The 19,988-nt window shown below is 66.5% G+C and carries 14 protein-coding genes; 8 read left to right on the top strand and 6 right to left on the bottom strand.

Translation table 11 applies throughout. The features are described from left to right. Positions 1-49: 49 nt before the first annotated feature. Positions 50-1,258, bottom strand: a complete 1,209-nt coding sequence (locus AC1PMG_RS05625; protein WP_481111615.1) for an aminotransferase class V-fold PLP-dependent enzyme — start codon at positions 1,256-1,258, stop codon at positions 50-52. A 70-nt stretch (positions 1,259-1,328) separates the two neighbouring features. Between AC1PMG_RS05625 and egtB the strand changes: the two genes are divergently transcribed. After that, positions 1,329-2,618: an ergothioneine biosynthesis protein EgtB gene (egtB, locus tag AC1PMG_RS05620; protein ID WP_481110944.1), complete on the top strand. Its 1,290-nt coding sequence runs from the start codon at positions 1,329-1,331 to the stop codon at positions 2,616-2,618. Continuing rightward, positions 2,615-3,598, top strand: coding sequence for an L-histidine N(alpha)-methyltransferase (gene egtD, locus AC1PMG_RS05615; RefSeq protein ID WP_481110943.1), 984 nt, complete (start codon positions 2,615-2,617; stop codon positions 3,596-3,598). The genes egtB and egtD overlap by 4 nt, the downstream gene beginning before the upstream one ends. A gap of 175 nt (positions 3,599-3,773) precedes the next feature. On the opposite strand, the gene AC1PMG_RS05610 is transcribed toward egtD, so the two are convergent. The 4 genes from AC1PMG_RS05610 to sucC all read right to left on the bottom strand — a co-directional run bounded on the left by AC1PMG_RS05610 (position 3,774) and on the right by sucC (position 10,684). Beyond that, entirely contained in the window at positions 3,774-5,411 is a 1,638-nt protein-coding gene (locus AC1PMG_RS05610) for an NAD+ synthase (protein ID WP_481110942.1), read from the bottom strand. 769 nt (positions 5,412-6,180) lie between these two features. After that, positions 6,181-8,277 carry a pyrroloquinoline quinone-dependent dehydrogenase gene (locus AC1PMG_RS05605; RefSeq protein WP_481110941.1) on the bottom strand — a complete coding sequence of 699 codons (2,097 nt, stop codon included), beginning with the start codon at positions 8,275-8,277 and terminating at the stop codon, positions 6,181-6,183. 339 nt (positions 8,278-8,616) lie between these two features. Beyond that, complete coding sequence (gene sucD, locus AC1PMG_RS05600) at positions 8,617-9,492, bottom strand: succinate--CoA ligase subunit alpha (protein WP_010342226.1); 876 nt, start codon at positions 9,490-9,492, stop codon at positions 8,617-8,619. Between the two features lie 22 nt (positions 9,493-9,514). After that, on the bottom strand, positions 9,515-10,684 hold the full coding sequence (gene sucC, locus AC1PMG_RS05595; RefSeq protein WP_010342227.1) for an ADP-forming succinate--CoA ligase subunit beta: 1,170 nt from the start codon (positions 10,682-10,684) through the stop codon (positions 9,515-9,517). A 388-nt stretch (positions 10,685-11,072) separates the two neighbouring features. On the opposite strand from sucC, the gene AC1PMG_RS05590 reads away from it, so the two are divergent. Next, positions 11,073-12,686: a sensor histidine kinase gene (locus tag AC1PMG_RS05590; protein ID WP_342074112.1), complete on the top strand. Its 1,614-nt coding sequence runs from the start codon at positions 11,073-11,075 to the stop codon at positions 12,684-12,686. An 82-nt stretch (positions 12,687-12,768) separates the two neighbouring features. Next, positions 12,769-14,157, top strand: a complete 1,389-nt coding sequence (locus tag AC1PMG_RS05585) for a sigma-54-dependent transcriptional regulator (RefSeq protein WP_481110940.1) — start codon at positions 12,769-12,771, stop codon at positions 14,155-14,157. A gap of 151 nt (positions 14,158-14,308) precedes the next feature. Here the strand turns inward: AC1PMG_RS05585 and pilB are convergent, their stop codons facing one another. After that, positions 14,309-16,042, bottom strand: coding sequence for a type IV-A pilus assembly ATPase PilB (pilB, locus tag AC1PMG_RS05580; protein ID WP_481110939.1), 1,734 nt, complete (start codon positions 16,040-16,042; stop codon positions 14,309-14,311). Positions 16,043-16,172: 130 nt separating this feature from the next. On the opposite strand from pilB, the gene AC1PMG_RS05575 reads away from it, so the two are divergent. The 4 genes from AC1PMG_RS05575 to AC1PMG_RS05560 all read left to right on the top strand — a co-directional run bounded on the left by AC1PMG_RS05575 (position 16,173) and on the right by AC1PMG_RS05560 (position 19,984). Further along, entirely contained in the window at positions 16,173-17,030 is an 858-nt protein-coding gene (locus AC1PMG_RS05575) for a glycosyltransferase family 2 protein (RefSeq protein WP_148828470.1), read from the top strand. A gap of 22 nt (positions 17,031-17,052) precedes the next feature. Continuing rightward, positions 17,053-17,841 (top strand): class I SAM-dependent methyltransferase, encoded by a 789-nt coding sequence (locus AC1PMG_RS05570; RefSeq protein ID WP_481110938.1) that lies wholly within the window; start codon positions 17,053-17,055, stop codon positions 17,839-17,841. Next, positions 17,838-18,788 (top strand): lysylphosphatidylglycerol synthase domain-containing protein, encoded by a 951-nt coding sequence (locus tag AC1PMG_RS05565; protein WP_481110937.1) that lies wholly within the window; start codon positions 17,838-17,840, stop codon positions 18,786-18,788. The genes AC1PMG_RS05570 and AC1PMG_RS05565 overlap by 4 nt, the downstream gene beginning before the upstream one ends. Before the next feature lie 68 nt (positions 18,789-18,856). Next, positions 18,857-19,984: a glycosyltransferase gene (locus tag AC1PMG_RS05560; protein ID WP_481110936.1), complete on the top strand. Its 1,128-nt coding sequence runs from the start codon at positions 18,857-18,859 to the stop codon at positions 19,982-19,984. The last annotated feature ends 4 nt before the right edge of the window (positions 19,985-19,988 follow it).

Here is a 19,988-nt window from a genome sequence, read left to right as displayed (position 1 = left end):
GCCTTCCCCATCGAAACCGAAGACAGACAACGACCGCACGCACGTGCGTTCAAGCACGCACCGCAGCCACCATCTCTTGCGCCAGGCCGCGCATCGCCTCTGGCGTCAACTGCAGATACGGCGCAATGCGCAGGGCGCCATGGCGATGCGTGCAGATGACTTGCGCGTGCTGCAGCCAGGGCAGCAACACTGGCATCGCCGATGCCGGTGGGCGCAGCGCGTACAGGTGCGGCGCATGCCCAGGCACCGTCCAGTCGCCCGCGCCCAGCGCGTGCAACTCCGCGTCGAATGCCGCACCAAGTGCGCCAAGCCGTTGCGCGATGCGCGCCGGCTGCCACTGCTGCACTTGCTGCAGCGCCGCGCTTGCCATCGCCAGGCGCAGCGGATCGGCGACGCCGCCGGCATCGAAGCGGCGCGCGCCGCTGCGGTACGGGGGCGGCGCCTCGGCCGGGAACTGCCAATCCGCCCCCGGGTCGCGCGCCTGCCAGTGCTGCTCGAACGGCACGCCGTGCGCGCGCCAGTGCGGTGAGGCCCACAGCCATGCCAGGCCCATCGGCCCGAGCAGCCATTTGTGGCCGACCGAGACCACGAAGTCCGGCCGCCAGGCGTCCAGCCGTACCGACAGCACGCCCAGGCTCTGGCTCAGGTCCAGCACCAGCATCGCGCCGACCGCATGCACGCGCGGCGCGATCCGGTCCAGATCCAGCAGGCTGCCGTCGCGCCAGTAAGCGTTGGGCAGGGTCGCCACGCGCACGCGCGGCTCCGCATCCAGCGTCGCCAGGACCGCCGCGGTCCAGTCCTGCCCAGGAGCGCGCCGCACCACCGCAAGATGCGCGCCGCTTTCGGCACAGCGTTGCTGCCACGCCAGCAAATTCGATGGAAACTGGCCATCGAGCAGCAGGACCGCATCGCCAGGCGCCAACGGCACCTGCCGCGCCGCGATGGCCAGGCCATAGGCGGCCGACGGCACCATCGCCACGCCCTCGCTGTCGCCAGAGAACACCGTGGCTGCCGCGAGCACGCGTAGGTCTTCGATCTGCGCGCGCCACGCATCGAAGGACAGCGTCCACGGCGCGATCGCATCGGCCAGCGCCGCCTGCCCCGCGATCAGTGCTCGGTGCAGGCGCGGTCCCTTGCTGGCGGTGTCCAGATAGCGCACGCCGGGCGGCAACGCGAACGCCTCCGCCGCGGCATCGAGGTCGACCAAGTCGCCGGCGGAAGCCGGACCGGCAGCGTAGTGCGAGGCGCTCGTAGACATGTGTCTAGGGTAACGCCACGGTCCGCGACGCGTGACGGTCCGTTCACGCCGCTGCGCTAAGACTGCATCGATGCAAGCGATCTCTCCGGCGTCACCGCCCTCGCCCATCGCATCCGTCGCGACGCTGGCGGACCGCCTGCGCCGCGTGCGCGCACGCAGCCGTCATCTCGCCGCACCGCTGAGCGAAGAAGACGCGATGGTGCAGAGCATGGACGACGCCAGCCCGGCCAAATGGCATCTGGCGCACACCACCTGGTTCTTCGAGCGGTTCGTGCTCGGCGCCGATCCGGCGTACCGCCCCCACGATCCACAGTGCGACTACCTGTTCAACAGCTACTACCAGAGCATCGGCCCAGCACATGCGCGGCCGCATCGCGGCCTGCTGTCGCGGCCCTCGCTGGCGCAGGTGCTGGACTACCGCAGCGAGATCGAAACCCGCGTACTGGCGCAGTTGCAGGCCGGCGCGCTTGCGCCGCAGACCCTGCAGATCCTGGAGTTGGGCCTGCAGCACGAACAGCAGCATCAGGAACTGCTGCTGACCGACATCAAGCACGCGTTCTGGCGCAATCCGCTGGGTCCGGCGTATCGCGCGGATCTGGCGACCCAGCACGCGCCGGCGTCTGCGCTGCGCTGGCTGCAGCGCGACGAACAGATCAGCGAGATCGGTGCCGCACCGTGGCCGGCGCATGCCGGCTTCGCCTACGACAACGAATCGCCGCGGCATCGCGTGCTGGTGCCGGCGCATGCGCTGGCCAGCCGCCCGGTGAGCAACGCCGAGTACGCCGAGTTCATCGCCGACGGCGGCTATCGCACGGTCGGCCTATGGCTCAGCGACGGCTGGGCGCAGCGGTGCGCCGAGGATTGGCAGCGCCCGCTGTACTGGCATGCCGACGGCGCGCGCGAATTCACCCTCGGCGGCTGGCGCGAACGCGATCCGCATGCGCCGGTGTGCCATCTCAGCCTGTTCGAGGCCGATGCTTTCGCGCGCTGGGCCGGCGCGCGCCTGCCGACCGAGGCGGAGTGGGAACAGGCGGCTACCGGCGTCGCCATCGCCGGCAACTTCGTCGAGAGCGATGCACTGCATCCGCAGTCGACGGCGCCGGCCGATACCGGCCTGCAGCAGTTGTTCGGCGATGTCTGGGAATGGACCGGCAGCGCCTACCTGCCCTACCCCGGCTTCCGCCCGTGGTCGGGCACGCTGGGCGAATACAACGGCAAGTTCATGAATGCGCAATGGGTGTTGCGCGGCGGCAGTTGCGCCACGCCGCACGATCACATCCGCGCCAGCTACCGCAACTTCTTCCCCTCCGATGCGCGGTGGCAGTTCGCCGGCGTGCGCCTGGCCAAGGATTCCGCATGAATGCCGCAACCGCCCGCGCCCTGACCGAGGCCGCCCTGACCGACCTGCATCCGCAGGCGGACGACATCACCGCCGATGCGATCGCCGGCCTGTCGTGCAGCCCCAAGCAGCTACCGTCCAAATATTTCTACGACGCTGAGGGCTCGCGCCTGTTCGAGGCGATCACCCGCCAGCCCGAGTACTACCTGACCCGCACCGAGCTGGATTTGCTGGAAGCGCGGATGCCGTCGATCGCGCAGGCGGTGGGCACCGGTGCGCACGTGGTGGAGCTGGGCAGCGGCAGCGGCCGCAAGACCCAGTTGCTGCTGGACGGCCTGCGCATGCCGGTGGCCTACACGCCGATCGAGATTTCCCGCGACATGCTGATGTCCAGCACCACGCGGCTGGCCGAGCGCTTCCCGCACATCCAGATGCTGCCGGTGTGCGCCGACTTCACCGCGCCGGTGGCGCTGCCGGCGCCGCAGCGCGGCGCGCGCCGCACCCTGGTGTTCTTCCCCGGCTCGACCCTGGGCAACTTCACCCGCGAGGATGGCATCGCCCTGCTGCGCTCGATGCGCCAGACCATGGGTGCTGACGGCTGCGCGCTGATCGGCATCGACTTGGTGAAGGACACAGCGCTGCTGGAGGCGGCCTATAACGACGCCGCCGGGGTCACCGCCGAATTCACCCTGAACCTGCTGCGCCGGCTCAACCGCGAGATCGGCAGCGACTTCGACCTGGCGCAGTTCCGCCATCGAGCCGTTTATTCGGAAGCGCGCGAGCGCATCGAGACCTTCCTGGTCAGCCAGTGCGCGCAGCAGGTGACCGTGGCCGGGCGGCGCTTCGATTTCGCCGAGGGCGAGGCGATGCAGGTCGAGTACAGCCACAAGTACACCGACCAGAGCTTCGCGGCGATGGCCGCCGAGGCCGGCCTGCGCGTCAGCCACGGCTGGAATGCGCAGGACGATGCGTTTGGGTTGCGGTTGTTGCAGGTGGTCTGAAGAGCCGGGATTGGGGAATCGGGATTGGGGATTCGCAAAAGCGAGCATGCTTGAGACGGCCGTATCCCTCTTAGGAGCGGCTTTAGCCGCGACCGGGCTTTACCGAGAACGCCTGATCGCATGATCCCCGAAAAGCGGACAAGCATCGCTCCTCTCTCGTCCGCTCGATCGTGCGCTAAGCCTGATACCCATTGCTGATCGGATAGCGACGCTCGCGGCCGAACGCGCGGCGCGACACCTTCGGTCCCGGTGCGGCCTGGTGGCGTTTCCATTCGCTGATGCGCACCAGCCGCACCACCCGGTCGACCACCTCGGCGGCGTAGCCGGCAGCGACGATCTCGTCGCGCGATTCCTCCTGGTCGACGTAGCGATAGAGGATGCCGTCGAGCACGTCGTACGGCGGCAGCGAATCCTGGTCGGTCTGGTTGGCCCGCAGTTCCGCCGAGGGCGGTCGCGCGATCACCGCCGGCGGGATCACCGGCGCACCTCCGACCGTGTTGCGCCATTTCGCCAGGCCGAACACCTCGGTCTTGTACAGGTCCTTCAGCGGCGCGTAGCCGCCGCACATGTCGCCGTAGATGGTGGCGTAGCCGACCGCGTACTCGCTCTTGTTGCCGGTGGTGAGCAACAGGCCGCCGAACTTGTTGGCCAGCGCCATCAGGATCACGCCGCGGCTGCGCGACTGCAGGTTCTCCTCGGTGACGTCGGGCTCGGTGCCGGCGAACAGCGGGCCGAGCGCGCTCAGCAGGCCCTCGAACGCCGGCTCGATCGCCACCGTCTCCAGCTTCACGCCCAAGGTGCGGCATTGATCCGCGGCCAGGTCGTTGGACAGGTCGGCGGTATAGCGCGACGGCAGCCGCACCGCGGTGACGTTGTCCGCACCCAGCGCGTCCACCGCCATCGCCAGCACCAGTGCCGAATCGATGCCGCCGGACAGGCCCAGCCACACCTTGGAAAAACGATTCTTGGCGCAGTAGTCCTGCAGCCCGCGCACCACCGCGCGCCAGGCCAGCGCGTCCATGCTTTCGTCGCCGTCGTCGATCCAGCGCAGCGGCGCGAAGCGGCGCGCGGCGGTGTCGTAGTCCACCACCAGCCACTGGTCGGTGAAGGCGGCCGCGGCCGGATGCACGGTGCCGTCGCCGTCGGCCACCACCGAAGCGCCGTCGAACACCAGCGCATCCTGGCCGCCGACCACGTTGAGATAGGCCAGCGCCGCGCCGCTCTCGCGACTGCGTTCGGCCAGCAAGGCATCGCGCTGCGCGTGCTTGCCACGCTCGTAGGGCGAGGCGTTGGGCACCAGCACCAGCTCCGCGCCCGCCCGCACGGTCGCCGCCAGCGGCTCCGGGAACCACAGGTCCTCGCAGATCACCAGGCCAACCGGCGTGCCCTTGATGTCGAACACGCAGTTCTCGCCGTCCGGGTCCACGTCGAAATAGCGGCGCTCGTCGAACACCGCGTAGTTGGGCAGTTCGCGCTTGCGGTAGGTAAGTTCGATGCGGCCGCCGCGCAGCACGCTGGCGGCGTTGTAGACCACGCTGCCGGCGCTCTGCGGCCAGCCGACCACCGCGACGATGCCGTGCACCTGCGCGGCGATGCGCTGCACCGCGCGCTCGCAGTCGGCCAGGAACCCCGGCCGCAGCAGCAGGTCTTCCGGCGGATAGCCGCTGACCGCCAGTTCCGGGAACAGCACCACGTCGGCGCCGTACTCGTCGCGCGCCTCCTCGATCAACGCGATGATCCGGTCGGTGTTCTGGGCCACGGCGCCAACCGGGAAATCGAACTGGGCCATGGCGAGGCGGAGGGAAGCGGACATAGGCAACCTTGCAGGAACGGGTGGGAGACCGCAGGCGCCACGCGAGCGCATCGCACCTGCCGCGGCGCCGACGCATCGCGTGCCGCCATGCCCAGTGTAGCGCTGTGCCGGGTTGCGGCCGATGATGCGCGTGCCGCCACGTTGGAGTGTAGGCATGTAGCCCGGGCAGGCCGCAGCTTGGTGCGCACATGGCGGCAGCCGCGGAGATGCCGCAGGACGCTCGCTCTGCTGCGCGCGCCCGAGAAAGCCGCTTAGTCAGGCCCCCCTGCGTCGCGACTGAAGTCGCTCCCACAAGGAGCGGCAGGCCGAGTGCTGGCTGATGCACTGTCGAAGAACTTCAGGGCACCTCGAACAAGGTGCTTTTGCCGCGGCTTAGCGCGACATGTCGTGCCCCTCGTAGGAGCGGCTTCAGCCGCGATAAGCGTTACCAAGAATGCCCGTCGCGGCTGAAGCCGCTCCTACGAAAGCGTGTGCCTGCTTGTCGAAGGGATCGCCGCGGGTCGTCGGTCAGCGCCGGCCTGGGTTCGCCTTCGATCCCCAGACTGCGCTGCCCGGGCTGCACCGGGAAGCAAGGATGCAGTGCAACCACACCGGCAGAAGCGGCCCCAATGATGCGCCACGGACTGCAGCATCCGCGTCGCGGCTGAAGCCCCTCCCAAAGGAACACGACACAGCAACGGAAGACGGCATGCCGGCCAGTCACTGTGGGAGGGACTTCAGTCCAGACTGCAATCAACCCCGAAGCGCCGGCCACCCACCACCCTGTGCTTCAGCGCGCGCCAGCACCAGCCCGTGCGCGGCGCCGCCGGCGCCAGCGCCGCAGCAACACCACCACTCCCGCGCACAGCCCCAGCGCGGCGAGACCCAGCACCGCCATGCGCACGCCGACGCCGTGCTGGAACACCACTTCATTGCCCTCGCCGTCGAGCGTATAGGCGACCACGTAGTCGCCCATCGTGCCCATGCCCTCACGTCCACCCGCTGCGATCACCACGTACTGCTTGCCGTTCACCGCGTAAACCGAAGGCGTGGCCTGGCCACCGGCGGGCAGCTTGGCCTCCCACAGGGTCTTGCCGGTGGCGCTGTCGAGCGCGCGCAGGCGCGCGTCGGCGGCCGCGGCGATGAAGGTCAGGCCACTGGCGGTGGTCACCGCGCCGCCGAGCAGCGGCGTGCCCACGTCCAGCGGCAGCCACGGCAGTTTCTCTTCCAGGGTGCCGAGCGGGCGCTCCCAGGCGATCTTGCGCGTGCGCAGGTCCACCGCCACCAACCGTCCCCACGGTGGCTTGACGCAGGGAATGCCACCGGACGAGCTCAACATGCCGCGGCGCATGTAGTACGGCGTGCCTTCCATGTCGTTGAACTGCTGGTCCGGATGGCGCGCGCGCTCGGCCTTGCTGAATTGCTCGCGCGGGATCAGCGCCACCTGCATCGGCAGGTCCGACACCGGCATGATCGCCAGCTGGCGCTGCGGATCCACCGCGATGCCGCCCCAGTTCACGCCACCGGCCCAACCCGGCAGCGCGATCGTGCCGCGCACGCTGGGCGGGGTGAACAGGCCTTCCGAGCGCAGCCCGGCGATCAGCGCTGCGCATTCGCGGCGCGCACCGGGCGTCGCCCCCCAGGCGTCGGCGGCAGTCAGCGGCGTATGCCGCGCCAGCCGCAGCGCCGGCTCGGGCATCGGCTGGGTCGGCGAGGTGCGTTCGCCCGGCACGTCGGACGCCGGCACCGGCACCTCGCTGATCGGGAACAGCGGCGTGCCGTCGCGGCGGTCGAAGGCGAACAGGAAGCCGGTCTTGGTTGCCTGCAGCACTGCCGCGCGCGGTCCCTGCGCAGTCTGCACCGTGGTCAGCACCGGCTGCGAGGCCAGGTCGTAGTCCCACAGATCGTGATGCACCAGCTGCTGCGCCCACACCCGGCGCCCGCTGTGAAGGTCCAGCGCCACCAGCGAGTCGGTGTCGCGGTTGTCGCCCAGGCGCTCGCCGCCGTAATAGTCGGGGCTGGCCGAGCCGGTCGGTACGTACACCAGACCCAGCGCCGGATCCACCGACAGCGGCGCCCAGGCATTGCCGCCGCCGACCGTGGCCGCCTGTTCCGGCTGCCAGCCGGCGGCGGTGGCCTTGGCCGGATCGCGCGGCACCGGATCCCAGCGCCACAGTTCGCGGCCGCTGCGCGCGTCGTAGCCGCGCACCACGCCCTGCTCCAACGCATGCCCGCGGTTGTCGCCGATCGAGCTGCCGACCACCAGCACGTCGCCGGCCACCACCGGCGGCGAGGTCACCGCATAGTTGGACCAGGCATCGCTGGCGCTGTCGTGCACATCGACCCCGGCGTGGAGGTCGATCGTGCCGTCCCTGCCGAACCCGGCGCAGGGCCGTCCATCGGCTGCATCCAGTGCGATCAGCCGCGCATCCAGGGTGCCGTACACGATGCGCTCGCGGCATGCGCCCGCCGCGGCCTGGGTGTCGCGCCAGAAACTCACCCCGCGCGAGGCCGGGTCGCTGTAGTGCTTGTTGCGCGCGACCTTGGCATCGAACGACCACAGTTCGCGGCCGCTCGCCGCATCCAGGGCGAAGGCGATGCCGGTCCCGGTGGTCAGGTACATGCGCCCACCCAGCACCAGCGGATTGGCCTCGAAGCGGCGCCGTTCCGGATCGGGCAGGCCCGCACCGAGTTCGCCGGTGCGGAACGACCAGGCGATGCGCAGCCGGCCGATGTTGTCCGGCGTGATCTGGGTCAGCGGCGAGTACTGCCCGCCGCCGGGCGCACCGGCGTAGCTGGCCCAGTCGCCCGGCGCCGCCGCGCAGATGCCGCCGATGCCCATCGCCATGCCCGCCCCGCATACCGCTGCCCGCCATCGCCTGATCACGCATCCACTCCTGTTGCTGCCGAAGAAAGTGGCGCCAGTGTCGGCACCGTGCCGGACCGTGTCGGCAACGCAGGGACGGCACCACCCGGCCAGGGGACCAATGGCGGGGCCGCAGGGACGAATGGCGACCACTGGGATGGCGCAACTGCTTGATTGCGCAAAGGTTGGTGGGCCGCATTGCGTCGTTACCCGATCCGTCCCGTCGCGCCGGGCACGCCGCGACAGTGCCGCGCACCGGATCCTCGAAACGCAAAAGGCCTCGCTCGCGCGAGGCCTTTGCGGACAGCGGCGGCGACAACGACGCCCCCGAAGGCGGGTCGCTGCCGCAGCGCTGACGGCTTACTTCACCAGCGAGGCGATCGCCGCACCCAGGTCGCCCGGCGAGCGGACGGTCTTGACGCCAGCGGCTTCCATCGCCGCGAACTTGCCCTCGGCCGTGCCCTTGCCGCCCGAGGCGATGGCACCGGCGTGGCCCATGCGCTTGCCGGCCGGCGCCGAGGCACCGGCGATGAAGCCGACCACCGGCTTCTTGACGTGCTTGGCGATGTACTCGGCACCGGCTTCCTCGGCGTCGCCGCCGATTTCGCCGACCATGATGATGCCTTCGGTCTGCGGATCCTCGTTGAACAGCTTGAGGCAGTCGACGAAGTTCAGGCCGTTGATCGGGTCGCCGCCGATGCCGATGCAGGTGGACTGGCCCAGACCGACTTCGGTGGTCTGCTTGACCGCTTCGTAGGTCAGCGTGCCCGAACGCGAGACGATGCCGATCTTGCCCGGCTTGTGGATGTGGCCCGGCATGATGCCGATCTTGCACTCGCCCGGGGTGATCACGCCGGGGCAGTTCGGCCCGATCAGCACGGTGTCCGGATGCGAGCGGGTCAGCACGTTCTTGACGCGCAGCATGTCCAGCACCGGGATGCCTTCGGTGATGCAGACGATGACCTTGATGCCGGCCGCAGCCGCTTCCAGGATCGCGTCGGCCGCGAACGGCGGCGGCACGTAGATCACCGAGGCGTCGGCGCCCGTGCTCTGCACGGCATCGGCTACGGTGTTGAACACCGGCAGGTCGATGTGGGTGGTGCCGCCCTTGCCTGGCGTGACACCGCCGACGACCTGGGTGCCGTACTCGATCATCTGAGTGGCGTGGAAGGTGCCCTGCTGGCCGGTGAAGCCCTGCACGATCACCTTGGTGTTCTTGTTGATCAAAACAGACATTGGAGTTCCTTGGTGTCGTGGATCAGGCGGCGTTCTTGACAGCTTCAACGACCTTCTTGGCGCCGTCGTTGATGTTGTCGGCCGGGATGATGGCCATGCCGCTGTCGCGCAGCAGCTGCTTGCCTTCTTCCACGTTGGTGCCTTCCAGGCGCACCACGACCGGAACCTTGACGCCCACTTCCTTGACCGCCGCGATGATGCCCTCGGCGATCATGTCGCAGCGGACGATGCCGCCGAAGATGTTGACGAAGATGCCTTCGACCTTGTCCGAGGACAGGATCAGCTTGAACGCCTCGATCACGCGCTGCTTGTTGGCGCCGCCGCCCACGTCCAGGAAGTTCGCCGGCTCGCCGCCGTTGAGCTTGATCACGTCCATGGTCGCCATGGCCAGGCCGGCGCCATTGACCATGCAGCCGATGTTGCCGTCCATGGTGACGTAGTTGATGTCCAGCTCCGAAGCGGTCACTTCGGTCTCGTCTTCCTGGGACTTGTCGCGCATGGCGACCAGTTCCTTGTGGCGGAAGTTGGCGTTGTCGTCGCTGTTGAACTTGCCGTCCAGCGCGTAGAGGTTGCCGTCGTCCAGGATGGCCAGCGGATTGATTTCCACCAGCGCCAGGTCCTTCTCGTTGAAGATGCGGTACAGGTTGACCATGATGCTGGCGAACTGGCCGGCCTGCTTGGCGGTCAGGCCCATCTTGAAGCCGATGTCGCGGCCGTGGTAACCCTGCACGCCCTCGACGAAGTCGACGTTGAGCGTGTGGATCTTGTCCGGGGTCTCGGCGGCGACCTGTTCGATCTCCATGCCGCCTTCGCTCGATGCGATGTAGCTGATGGTGCGGGTGCCGCGGTCGACCAGCACCGACAGGTACAGCTCCTTGACAATCTCACCGGCGGTGGTCACCAGCACCAGGTTGATCGGCAGCTCGACGCCGGCGGTCTGGTAGGTGGCCATCTTGGTGCCGAGCAGCTTCTCGGCAACGGCCTTCACATCGTCGGTGGTCTTGCAGAACTTGACGCCGCCAGCCTTGCCGCGGCCGCCTGCGTGGATCTGCGCCTTGACCATCCAAGGGCCAGCGCCAAGCGACTTGGCGGCTTCAACCGCTTCTTCCGGAGTCGCCGCGACCTTGCCGGCCGGGACCGGGATGCCGTACTCGGCAAGCAGTTGTTTTGCCTGATATTCGTGGAAATTCATGCGTCACCGTGGGAAAAGGAACGGCCGTCCCGCAGCGATCCGGGCCCTGAGTGGCGGCCGGGAGCGGTACGGACGGGACGCCTATTGTCGCCGACCGAGGGCGGCGGCGCAAAAGCGCCGGCGGCCTGACCCGGCCGAGGCCTCCGGCGATGTCCGTGGTGGCGCCACCGGGTGGAGCGGGCACCCGGCTGCCCACGCCTTGCTGCCCTCATCCCGCGACCTTGTCCATTGGCCCTTGCCCCGATCCGGCGCCGGACCGCCGGCGACGACAATCGCGGTTTCCCCGCCGTTGGCGGTGACGGCCCAGGTCGCCACCGCCCCGTTCGCCCTCCGCGTAGACGGCGCCGCCCCTATACTCGCGCCGTCCGCTGTCCGCCCGGAGTCCGGCTTGCCCACCAGCGCCTCGCTCATCGATCGCATCGAGTCCATTCCGCGCCGCGAGCTGTACTTCTTCGCGCTGTACCGGGTGCTGGTGGCCGGGCTGATCGCCGCCCTGGTGTTCAGCCCGCTCGGCGTGCTGGTGGGCGAACCGCGCTACCCGCAACTGGCCGCCACCTTGTCCACCGCCTACCTGGCGGTGGCGCTGGCGCTGCTGATGTGGGGGCGCAACGAGGCGCACCTGGCGCCCATCGTCGGTTTCAGCGCCTTGGCCGACATCGTCGCCGCGACCCTGGCCGCGCATGCCCTGCCCGCGGCCAGTGCCGGCATCGCGATGATGCTGCTGTTCAACGTCGCCGCTGCGGCGATGCTGCTGCGCCTGCGCGGCGGCATCGCCATCGCCCTGACCGCCTCGGCGGCGACGCTGGCCGAATACGTCTGGAGCGTGCTGGACGGCGCCGACAACACCCGCAGCCTGGCCGAACTGGCGATGTTCGCCACCAGCTACCTGGCGGTGGCCTACATCTGCAACCGGATCGGCCAGCGCGCGCGCACCAGCCAGCGCCTGGCCGAGCGCCGCGGCGCCGAGGTGGCCAATCTCTACGAAATCAACGAACTGATCATCCGCCGCATGCGCACCGGGGTGCTGGTGGTGGACGCGCAGAACCGGGTGACACTGGCCAACGAGGCCGCGTCGGCCCTGCTCGGCGATACCGACGGCAACAGCGGCAGCGGCCGGCTGGACCTGGCCAGCGCCGCGCCGGAACTGGCCCGGCGCCTGCAGCGCTGGCGCAACGGCTGGAACCAGGACGAAAGCCCGCTGCAGCTGTCGCCGGACCAGCCGGAGGTGCAGCCGCGCTTCGCCCGGCTGCTGGCCGAAGGCGACCTGACCCTGGTGTTCCTCGACGATGCCACGGTGGTCTCGCGGCGCGCCGAATCGCTGACGCTGTCGGCGCTGGGCCGCTTCTCGGCCAGCCTGGCCCACGAGATCCGCAACCCGCTGGCCGCGATCAACTACGCCTCGCAGCTGCTGGAGGAATCGCCGGCGATCGGCGATGCCGACCGCCGTCTGCTGCAGATCATCCACCAGCAGTGCCAGCGCACCAACGGCATCGTCGAGAGCGTGCTCGGCCTGGCCCGGCGCGAGCGCTCCAATCCGGAGAACCTGGACCTGGGCGCGTTCGTGCGCCGCTTCGTCCTGGAGTATCGGCAGACCCTGTCGATCGAGACCGACAGCCTCGAGGCCATCCTCGCCCCGCAGCCGGTGCACGCGCTGGTCGATCCCAAACACCTGCACCAGATCCTCAGCGCGCTGGTACACAACGCGCTCAAGTACGGGCGGGTGATGGAGGAGCCGGCGCGGGTGCGCCTGCGCGTGGCGCTGCAGGAGCGCAACGCCATCGTCGACGTCATGGACCGCGGCCCGGGCATCCCCGAGGCAGTGGCGGCACAGCTGTTCCGGCCGTTCTTCACCACCTCCGAGCACGGCACCGGGCTGGGCCTGTACATCGCCCGCGAGTTGTGTCGGGCCAACCAGGCGCGGCTGGAGTACGTGCCGGTACCGGCCGGCGGCGCCTGCTTCCGCGTCGCCCTGCCCGGCCCGCACGCCATGCTCAGCGGCTGACAGGTGAGAATCGCTCCGCCAGCGCGCGGCCGGCGCCGGTAAATTGGCGCATGCCCCGGTTCCTACGTTATCTTCCCTGCACATGAACGAAACCCGAAGCGCCCTGGTCGTCGACGACGAGCGCGACATCCGCGAGTTGCTGGTCCTGACCCTGGGCCGGATGGGGCTGCGCATCAGCACCGCCGCCAACCTCGCCGAAGCGCGCGAACTGCTGGCGAGCAATCCCTACGATCTGTGCATCACCGACATGCGCCTGCCCGACGGCAACGGCATCGAGCTGGTCAGCGAGATCGCCAAACACTACCCGCGCACGCCGGTGGCGATGATCACCGCCTTCGGCAGCATGGACCTGGCGGTGGAGGCGCTGAAGGCCGGCGCCTTCGACTTCGTCAGCAAGCCGGTGGACATCCAGGTGCTGCGCGGCCTGGTCAAGCATGCGCTGGAACTCAACAACGAAAGCCGCGCCGCGCCGCCGCAGCCTGCCCCGGAACAGGCCAGCCGCCTGCTCGGCGCCTCGGCGGCGATGGACGCCCTGCGCAACACCATCGCCAAGGTCGCGCGCAACCAGGCGCCGGTCTACATCCTCGGCGAATCCGGCGTGGGCAAGGAACTGGTCGCGCGCACCATCCACGAACAGGGCGCCCGCTCCGCCGGCCCCTTCGTCCCGGTGAACTGCGGCGCGATCCCGGCCGAACTGATGGAAAGCGAGTTCTTCGGCCACAAGAAGGGCAGCTTCACCGGCGCCCACGCCGACCAGGCCGGCCTGTTCCAGGCCGCGCACGGCGGCACCCTGTTCCTCGACGAGGTCGCCGAGCTGCCGCTGCCGATGCAGGTCAAGCTGCTGCGCGCGATCCAGGAAAAATCGGTGCGCCCGGTCGGCGCCGCTACCGAGGTACCGGTGGACGTGCGCATCCTCTCGGCCACCCACAAGGACCTGGCCGACCTGGTCGCCGAGGGCCGCTTCCGCCACGACCTGTACTACCGCATCAACGTGATCGAGCTGCGCGTGCCGCCGCTGCGCGAGCGCGGCGGCGATCTGCCGCAACTGGCCGCGGCGATCCTGGCGCGGCTGGCCAAGAGCCACGGCCGGCCCACCCCGCTGCTGTCGCCCTCTGCCCTGGACGCCCTGAGCAGCTACGCCTTCCCCGGCAACGTGCGCGAACTGGAAAACATCCTCGAACGCGCCCTGGCAATGGCCGAGGACGACCAGATCAGCGCCGCCGACCTGCGCCTGCCGCAACCCGGCAACCATGCCCGCAGCGCCGCCGAGGCCGCTCCCGCACTGCCGCGCGGCGTGGTCGACATCGACCCGAGCTCCTCCGCCCTGCCGTCCTACATCGAGCAGCTCGAACGCGCCGCGATCCAGAAGGCGCTGGAAGAGAACCGCTGGAACAAGACCCGCACCGCCGCGCAGCTGGGCATCACCTTTCGCGCGCTGCGCTACAAGCTGAAGAAGCTGGGGATGGAGTAGAGGAGCCGGGATTGGGGAATCGGGATTGGGGATTCGTAAGAGCGAAGAGCGGATTCCGAGCCCCGATCACTCGGCGAAGTGCCTAGGCGACAGACGGCGGCGTAGGCCGCTGTGCCGCTGTTGCCAATCCCGAATCCCGAATCCCCGCCCCTCAATCCTTCGTCACCCGATTGATCTCGGCCAGGCTGGTGATGCCGTTGCGGGCCTTGAGCAGGGCCGACTGGCGCAGGTCCTTGACCCCGATCTTCTGCGCGGCGCTGGCGATGTCCATCGCATTGCCGCCCTGCAGCACGATCGCGGCGATCTCGTCGTTCATCGGCATCACCTGGTAGATGCCGGTGCGGCCCTTGTAGCCCTCGGTGCACTCGTCGCAACCGACCGCCTCGTACAACTGGATGCCGGCGGCGATTTCCGCCTCGGTGAAGCCCTCGGCCAGCAAGGCATTTTCCGGCAGTTGGGCCGGACGCTTGCAGTTGTTGCACAGGCGACGGGCCAGGCGCTGGGCGATGACCAGGGTCACCGAACTGGTGATGTTGTAGGGCGCGATGCCCATGTTCATCAGGCGCGCGATGGTCTGCGGCGCGTCGTTGGTGTGCAGGGTGGACAGCACCATATGGCCGGTCTGCGCGGCCTTGATCGCGATCTCGGCGGTCTCCAGGTCGCGGATTTCGCCGACCATGATGATGTCCGGATCCTGGCGCAGGAACGAGCGCAGCGCCGCCGCGAAGGTCATGCCGCGCTTGTTGTTCTGCTGCACCTGGTTGACCCCGGGCAGGCGGATTTCGACCGGATCCTCGGCGGTGGAAATGTTGCGGGTGTCGTCGTTGAGGATGCCCAGCGCGGTGTACAGCGACACCGTCTTGCCCGAGCCGGTGGGACCGGTGACCAGGACCATGCCGTACGGCTTGTGGATCGCATCCAGGAACAGCTTCTGCTGCTCGGGCTCGTAGCCGAGCTTGTCGATGCCCAGCTTGGCCGCGCTGCCATCGAGGATACGCAGCACGATCTTCTCGCCGAACAGCGTGGGCAGGGTACTGACGCGAAAGTCGATCTGCTTGTTCTTGGACAGGTTGAGCTTGATGCGGCCGTCCTGCGGGACTCGCTTCTCGGCGATGTCCAGCTGCGCCATCACCTTCAGGCGCGCGGCGATGCGCTGGTTGAGCTTGACCGGCGCCTTGGCCACGCTCTTGAGCAGGCCGTCGATGCGCAGGCGCACCCGGTAGTCGTCCTCGTAGGGCTCGAAGTGGATGTCGGACGCGCCGCGACGGATCGCATCGACCAGCACCTTGTTCACGAACTTGACGACCGGGGTGTCCTCCCCCTTGGCGTCGATGCCGGTGTCGCCACCGCTGCCCATGTCCTCGTCGCCGCCGCCGACATCGAGGTTGTCCATGCCCTCGTCGTCGCCCAAGGCACTGCCGAGCGCGTCGTTGCTGGCCTGCCACTGCTCCAGGGTGCGGCGGATCTGATCCTCGTCGACCAGGATCGGCTCCACCGTCAGGTTGGTGTGGAACTTGATGTCGTCCAGCGCCCGGGTCTGGGTCGGGTTGCTGATGCCGACGAACAGGCGGCCGCCGCGCTTGAACAGCGGCAGTACCTGGTACTTCTGCAGCAACTCCTCGCTGACCAGCTTCATTGCGTTCTGGCTGGCATCGAAGACCGAGACATCCATCAACGGCATGCCGAACTCCACCGCATTGGCGGCGGCCAGCTGCGCGGCGGTGACCAGCTTCTTCTCGGAAAACCACTGCGGCAGCGGCACCTTGGCCTCGCCCGCCTGGGCCATCGCGGTCCGCGCCGCGGCTTCGTCCAGCGCGCCGTCCTGCACGAGGCGGCGGGCGATCCCGGTGATGCCGACAAGATTGGCCGATACAGCTACGTTCATGTCCGAGTTCTCCATGCCTGGCGGCAAAGATACTGCATATCCGGCAAGATGCCTCTAATGTTACCGCCTCGCCGGCATGAAGCCTGCGATGACCAGGACTAACATAGCGAGCGGGAAAGGGGACCGATCAATGGACAGAATCAGCATTATTCTTCCGGCCAAGAACGAGGTCGCAGGATTGGCACGCACGCTGCCAAAGCTGCGCGACTGCCTGCCGGAAGCGGAGGTCATCGTCGTCGATGACGGTTCCACCGATGCGACCGCCCAAGTTGCACGAGATCACGGCGCACGGGTACTTGGCAGCCCCTACTCCATGGGCAATGGCGCCGCAATCAAACGTGGTGCGCGCGCAGCAACCGGCGACATCCTGGTATTCATGGATGCGGATGGACAACACGACCCCCAAGACATCCCCAAGCTCCTGACGATGCTCGATGCGGGTTACGACATGGTCGTTGGGGCACGTGACCGTAGCGGGCAGGCCAGCATTCATCGCGGCTTCGCCAACCGTTTCTACAACTGGCTGGCGAGCCGCATGACAGGCTTCCAGGTCAAGGATCTCACCTCGGGCTTCCGTGCCGTCCGCGCAGAACGATTTCGCGAGTTCCTGCATCTGCTTCCCAACGGCTTCAGCTACCCCACCACAAGCACCATGGCCTTCTTCCGAAGCGCCTATCCCGTTGCATATGTCCCTATTCCGGTAGCAAAGCGCGTCGGGACGGGAAGCCATATCCGGCCATTGAAAGACGGCATCCGGTTCCTGCTCATTATCTTCAAGATCGCCACGCTGTACTCGCCACTGAAGTTGTTCGTTCCGGTCTCCGTCGCCTTCTTCGTCACTGGACTGGCTTACTACGGCTACACGTTCGCAACGATGCACCGCTTCACCAACATGAGCACGCTGCTGTTCAGCGCAGCAGTAATCGTTTTTTTGATCGGACTGATCTCAGAGCAAATCACCAATTTGACCTACCGCCGCGACCATTGACGCTCTCTCCAAAGCAGAAGCCATGATTTATTCGACATCGCTGGGCATTTTTGCCCCCGAAGCAGGATGGACCCCGCCCATCCGCTATTTGCTCCGGAGAGCGAGAGTTCTCGATATCGTAAAGGACTTGCCGCGAGGAAATCTGTTGGAAGTGGGGTGCGGCGCTGGCGCCCTGCTATGTGACTTCGATCGGCTCGGATTTCAGACAACTGGGCTGGAGAGTTCAGAATCAGCACTTGCGATAGCGAGAACGATTGCGACACTCGATCAAGAACGACATACGATAGAAGAAAAGGCTGACGAAAGCTGGGCCGAAAAATTCACGGTCGTCTGCGCTTTCGACGTACTCGAGCACATCGAGCACGATGGTGCAGCCCTGGAGGAATGGAACCAATGGCTAGCCCCGGGTGGCACTATGGTCCTATCTGTACCAGCGCATCCCCAACGCTGGGGCGCCGGTGATGAATGGGCCGGCCATTGGCGCCGGTACGATCGCGTTGGCCTCACGCGCCTGCTCGAATCTCAGCAACTGGACTGTGTACATTTCGAATGCTACGGCTTCCCTGCCGCAAACCTGACCGAATGGATTGGGGAATTCAGTTATCGGAGAATGATTGAGGAGCGTGGTGACCTGTCAAAGATGGCAGCAACGCACGCCAGCGGCATCGATCGGCGAGGCTATTCTCGCCTGGCCACGCTGATCTCGTCATTGCCAGGCCGTCTGGGCTTGCGCACGGCAATGGCGATGCAATCGCTTGCGCGCAACACGGACTGGGGCAGTGGCTACCTGATCGCCGCTAGGAAGCGATGAACTCCCTTTGGCGGTGGGCATCCAGGCTGGTCGCGGCGGCACTGACGCTTTATGTCCTGTGGTTTGCTGCGACGCATCTTGGCATCCAGGAAATCCGCTGCGCGCTGTCGAACCGGGAAGTGATGTTTGCCACCCTTGCCGCTGCCCTCTGCTACTGTCTGATCTACCCATTGACAGGCTTTGCCTGGAAGCAGCTACTTGTAAGACAGGGCCAGGTGTATTCGGCAATTCTGCTCACAAGCATCATCGGCCTAACCCAACTAGCCAAGTACATTCCAGGCAATATTGCTCAACATGTGTCCCGTGCCGCGCTATCCATGAAGCAAGGCATCACCGCGAAAGTCTACGTCGTCAGCGCCGGTCAGGAAGCACTCCTCACCGTTGCCGCAAGCCTCTGCGTGGGCACAGCCGCACTGGCACTATCGCCGAACGGAGCGCAAGCGCTCGTCTCACACGGGCACGCCAAGACCCTCTATGCCCTGTCTTTCGCCGCTTTTGCGGGTGCTGGGCTGCTCTGCCTCGACTTCTCCGCGGCATCACTCGAACGAAGCAAGCTATGGATATTGAGAATCCTTGGACGAGCCGGCGGCTTGCCAGGACCAAAGGTCGCATTAGCTGCGCTCTCAGCCTATATGACCAACTTTCTGGCCGTTGGAATCGGAATATGGTTGCTGTCCTGGAGCCTTGGAGCAGATGTTGACCTTGCCATGGCGATTGCGGCCTTCGCGCTTTCCTGGACTCTTGGCTTCCTTGCTCCGGGTGCACCAGCAGGATTGGGCGCACGTGAAGGCATCATGCTGCTCATCCTTGAAAACCAGCACAATCAGGAAAAGATCCTGCTGCTCGTACTCCTGACCAGAGTTGCCAGTATTCTGGGAGATATTCTTGTCTTCCTGCTGTCACTAGCGACGACTCGTTCTGTGCACGAAGAGAACCGAATCCAGTGAACCCTCGCGCGCCATCGAGCAAAAACAAGACATGGCCCGGTACCGGCGCGCCCCCACGAAGACTGATCGTGGGCGGAGCCGCACTTCGCGGCAGCGGCTATCCCAACGCGTGGAACACTGTGCGCATTCTTCGAAATGCGGACATAGAGGTCATGGATCTCTGCCATTGGCTTCCCGAAGAGTTCCACCTTTGGAAACTGACGAAACTGCCCCGCTGGCAAGCAGCTGTCGCCTTAGGCAAACTGGCGGTTCGGAACGCGAAATCTGCTCTCAAGATATTAGCACACACTCGGCGCAACGACATGGTCTACATTCCGTACCCAGGCGCGCTTTTACTATGGCTACTCTCCTGGATTCCTCGAGCCATAAGGCCACGATGCATATGTGATGCATACATCACGATCTGGGACACGATCTATCAGGATCGGGGACTAGGTGGGACACGTGGAGGATGGCTGTCGAACCTGGCACTCAGATTCGAATCACGCGCTTTGAAATGTGCCACCGGATTGATCGTCGATACCAGTAAAAACGCCGACCACGTGGCTGCAACATTTAACGTAGAGCGTCACCGCATACACGCCCTGCCGCTCGCCATGCCCGAAGATATAACTACAGACATGGAAATGGTCCACAGCCGGCAAAAAGACGCGCCCATTCGAGTGCTATTCTTTGGAACCTTCGTTCCCTTGCAAGGCACGACAAAAATCGCGCAGGCAATCGAGCTACTACGCGATCGCACCAATCTCGAATTTCTACTTATTGGAGATGGGCAAGCTGCAGAAGCAGCAGAAACTTATCTAATGAACCATCCCCGGGTGAAATGGCTACGCACCTGGATGGCGCTCCATGATATCAAACGACATATCGTTGAGTCAGACATCTGCCTAGGCGTCTTCGGCGGAAGAGACAAGGCATCCCGCGTACTGCCTTTTAAGATATATATAGCACTTGCCGCTGGTAAGCCTGTCGTGACGCAGGAGTTTTATAGCCTTCCCGAAGGCTGCCCCCCCCTCCCAGCCCATACTGTCCGTGCAACAGCCGTGGACATTGCGAACGGAATCTTATCGCTAGCAGAGGATTCCCAACTTCGATCGGAATTGGGCGGAAAAGCGCGATCCTATTACGTCCAGCATCTAGGAGAGGCAAGCATCACATCAAGCTGGAAACATATCCTCAGCACCATGGAAGCCTAGAAAT

The sequence above is a fragment of the Xanthomonas sp. NCPPB 2250 genome (assembly GCF_056725265.1).
The sequence above is the reverse complement of the archived record's forward strand: the minus strand, read 5'-3'. Positions and strand labels throughout refer to the sequence as shown.

Bases quoted from the DNA above. Each gene is read 5' to 3' on its own strand.
- AC1PMG_RS05625 (WP_481111615.1), bottom strand. From the start codon at position 1,258: ATGTCTACGAGCGCCTCGCACTACGCTGCCGGTCCGGCTTCCGCCGGC.
- egtB (WP_481110944.1), top strand. From the start codon at position 1,329: ATGCAAGCGATCTCTCCGGCGTCACCGCCCTCGCCCATCGCATCCGTC.
- egtD (WP_481110943.1), top strand. From the start codon at position 2,615: ATGAATGCCGCAACCGCCCGCGCCCTGACCGAGGCCGCCCTGACCGAC.
- AC1PMG_RS05610 (WP_481110942.1), bottom strand. From the start codon at position 5,411: ATGTCCGCTTCCCTCCGCCTCGCCATGGCCCAGTTCGATTTCCCGGTT.
- sucD (WP_010342226.1), bottom strand. From the start codon at position 9,492: ATGTCTGTTTTGATCAACAAGAACACCAAGGTGATCGTGCAGGGCTTC.
- sucC (WP_010342227.1), bottom strand. From the start codon at position 10,684: ATGAATTTCCACGAATATCAGGCAAAACAACTGCTTGCCGAGTACGGC.
- AC1PMG_RS05585 (WP_481110940.1), top strand. From the start codon at position 12,769: ATGAACGAAACCCGAAGCGCCCTGGTCGTCGACGACGAGCGCGACATC.
- pilB (WP_481110939.1), bottom strand. From the start codon at position 16,042: ATGAACGTAGCTGTATCGGCCAATCTTGTCGGCATCACCGGGATCGCC.
- AC1PMG_RS05575 (WP_148828470.1), top strand. From the start codon at position 16,173: ATGGACAGAATCAGCATTATTCTTCCGGCCAAGAACGAGGTCGCAGGA.
- AC1PMG_RS05570 (WP_481110938.1), top strand. From the start codon at position 17,053: ATGATTTATTCGACATCGCTGGGCATTTTTGCCCCCGAAGCAGGATGG.
- AC1PMG_RS05565 (WP_481110937.1), top strand. From the start codon at position 17,838: ATGAACTCCCTTTGGCGGTGGGCATCCAGGCTGGTCGCGGCGGCACTG.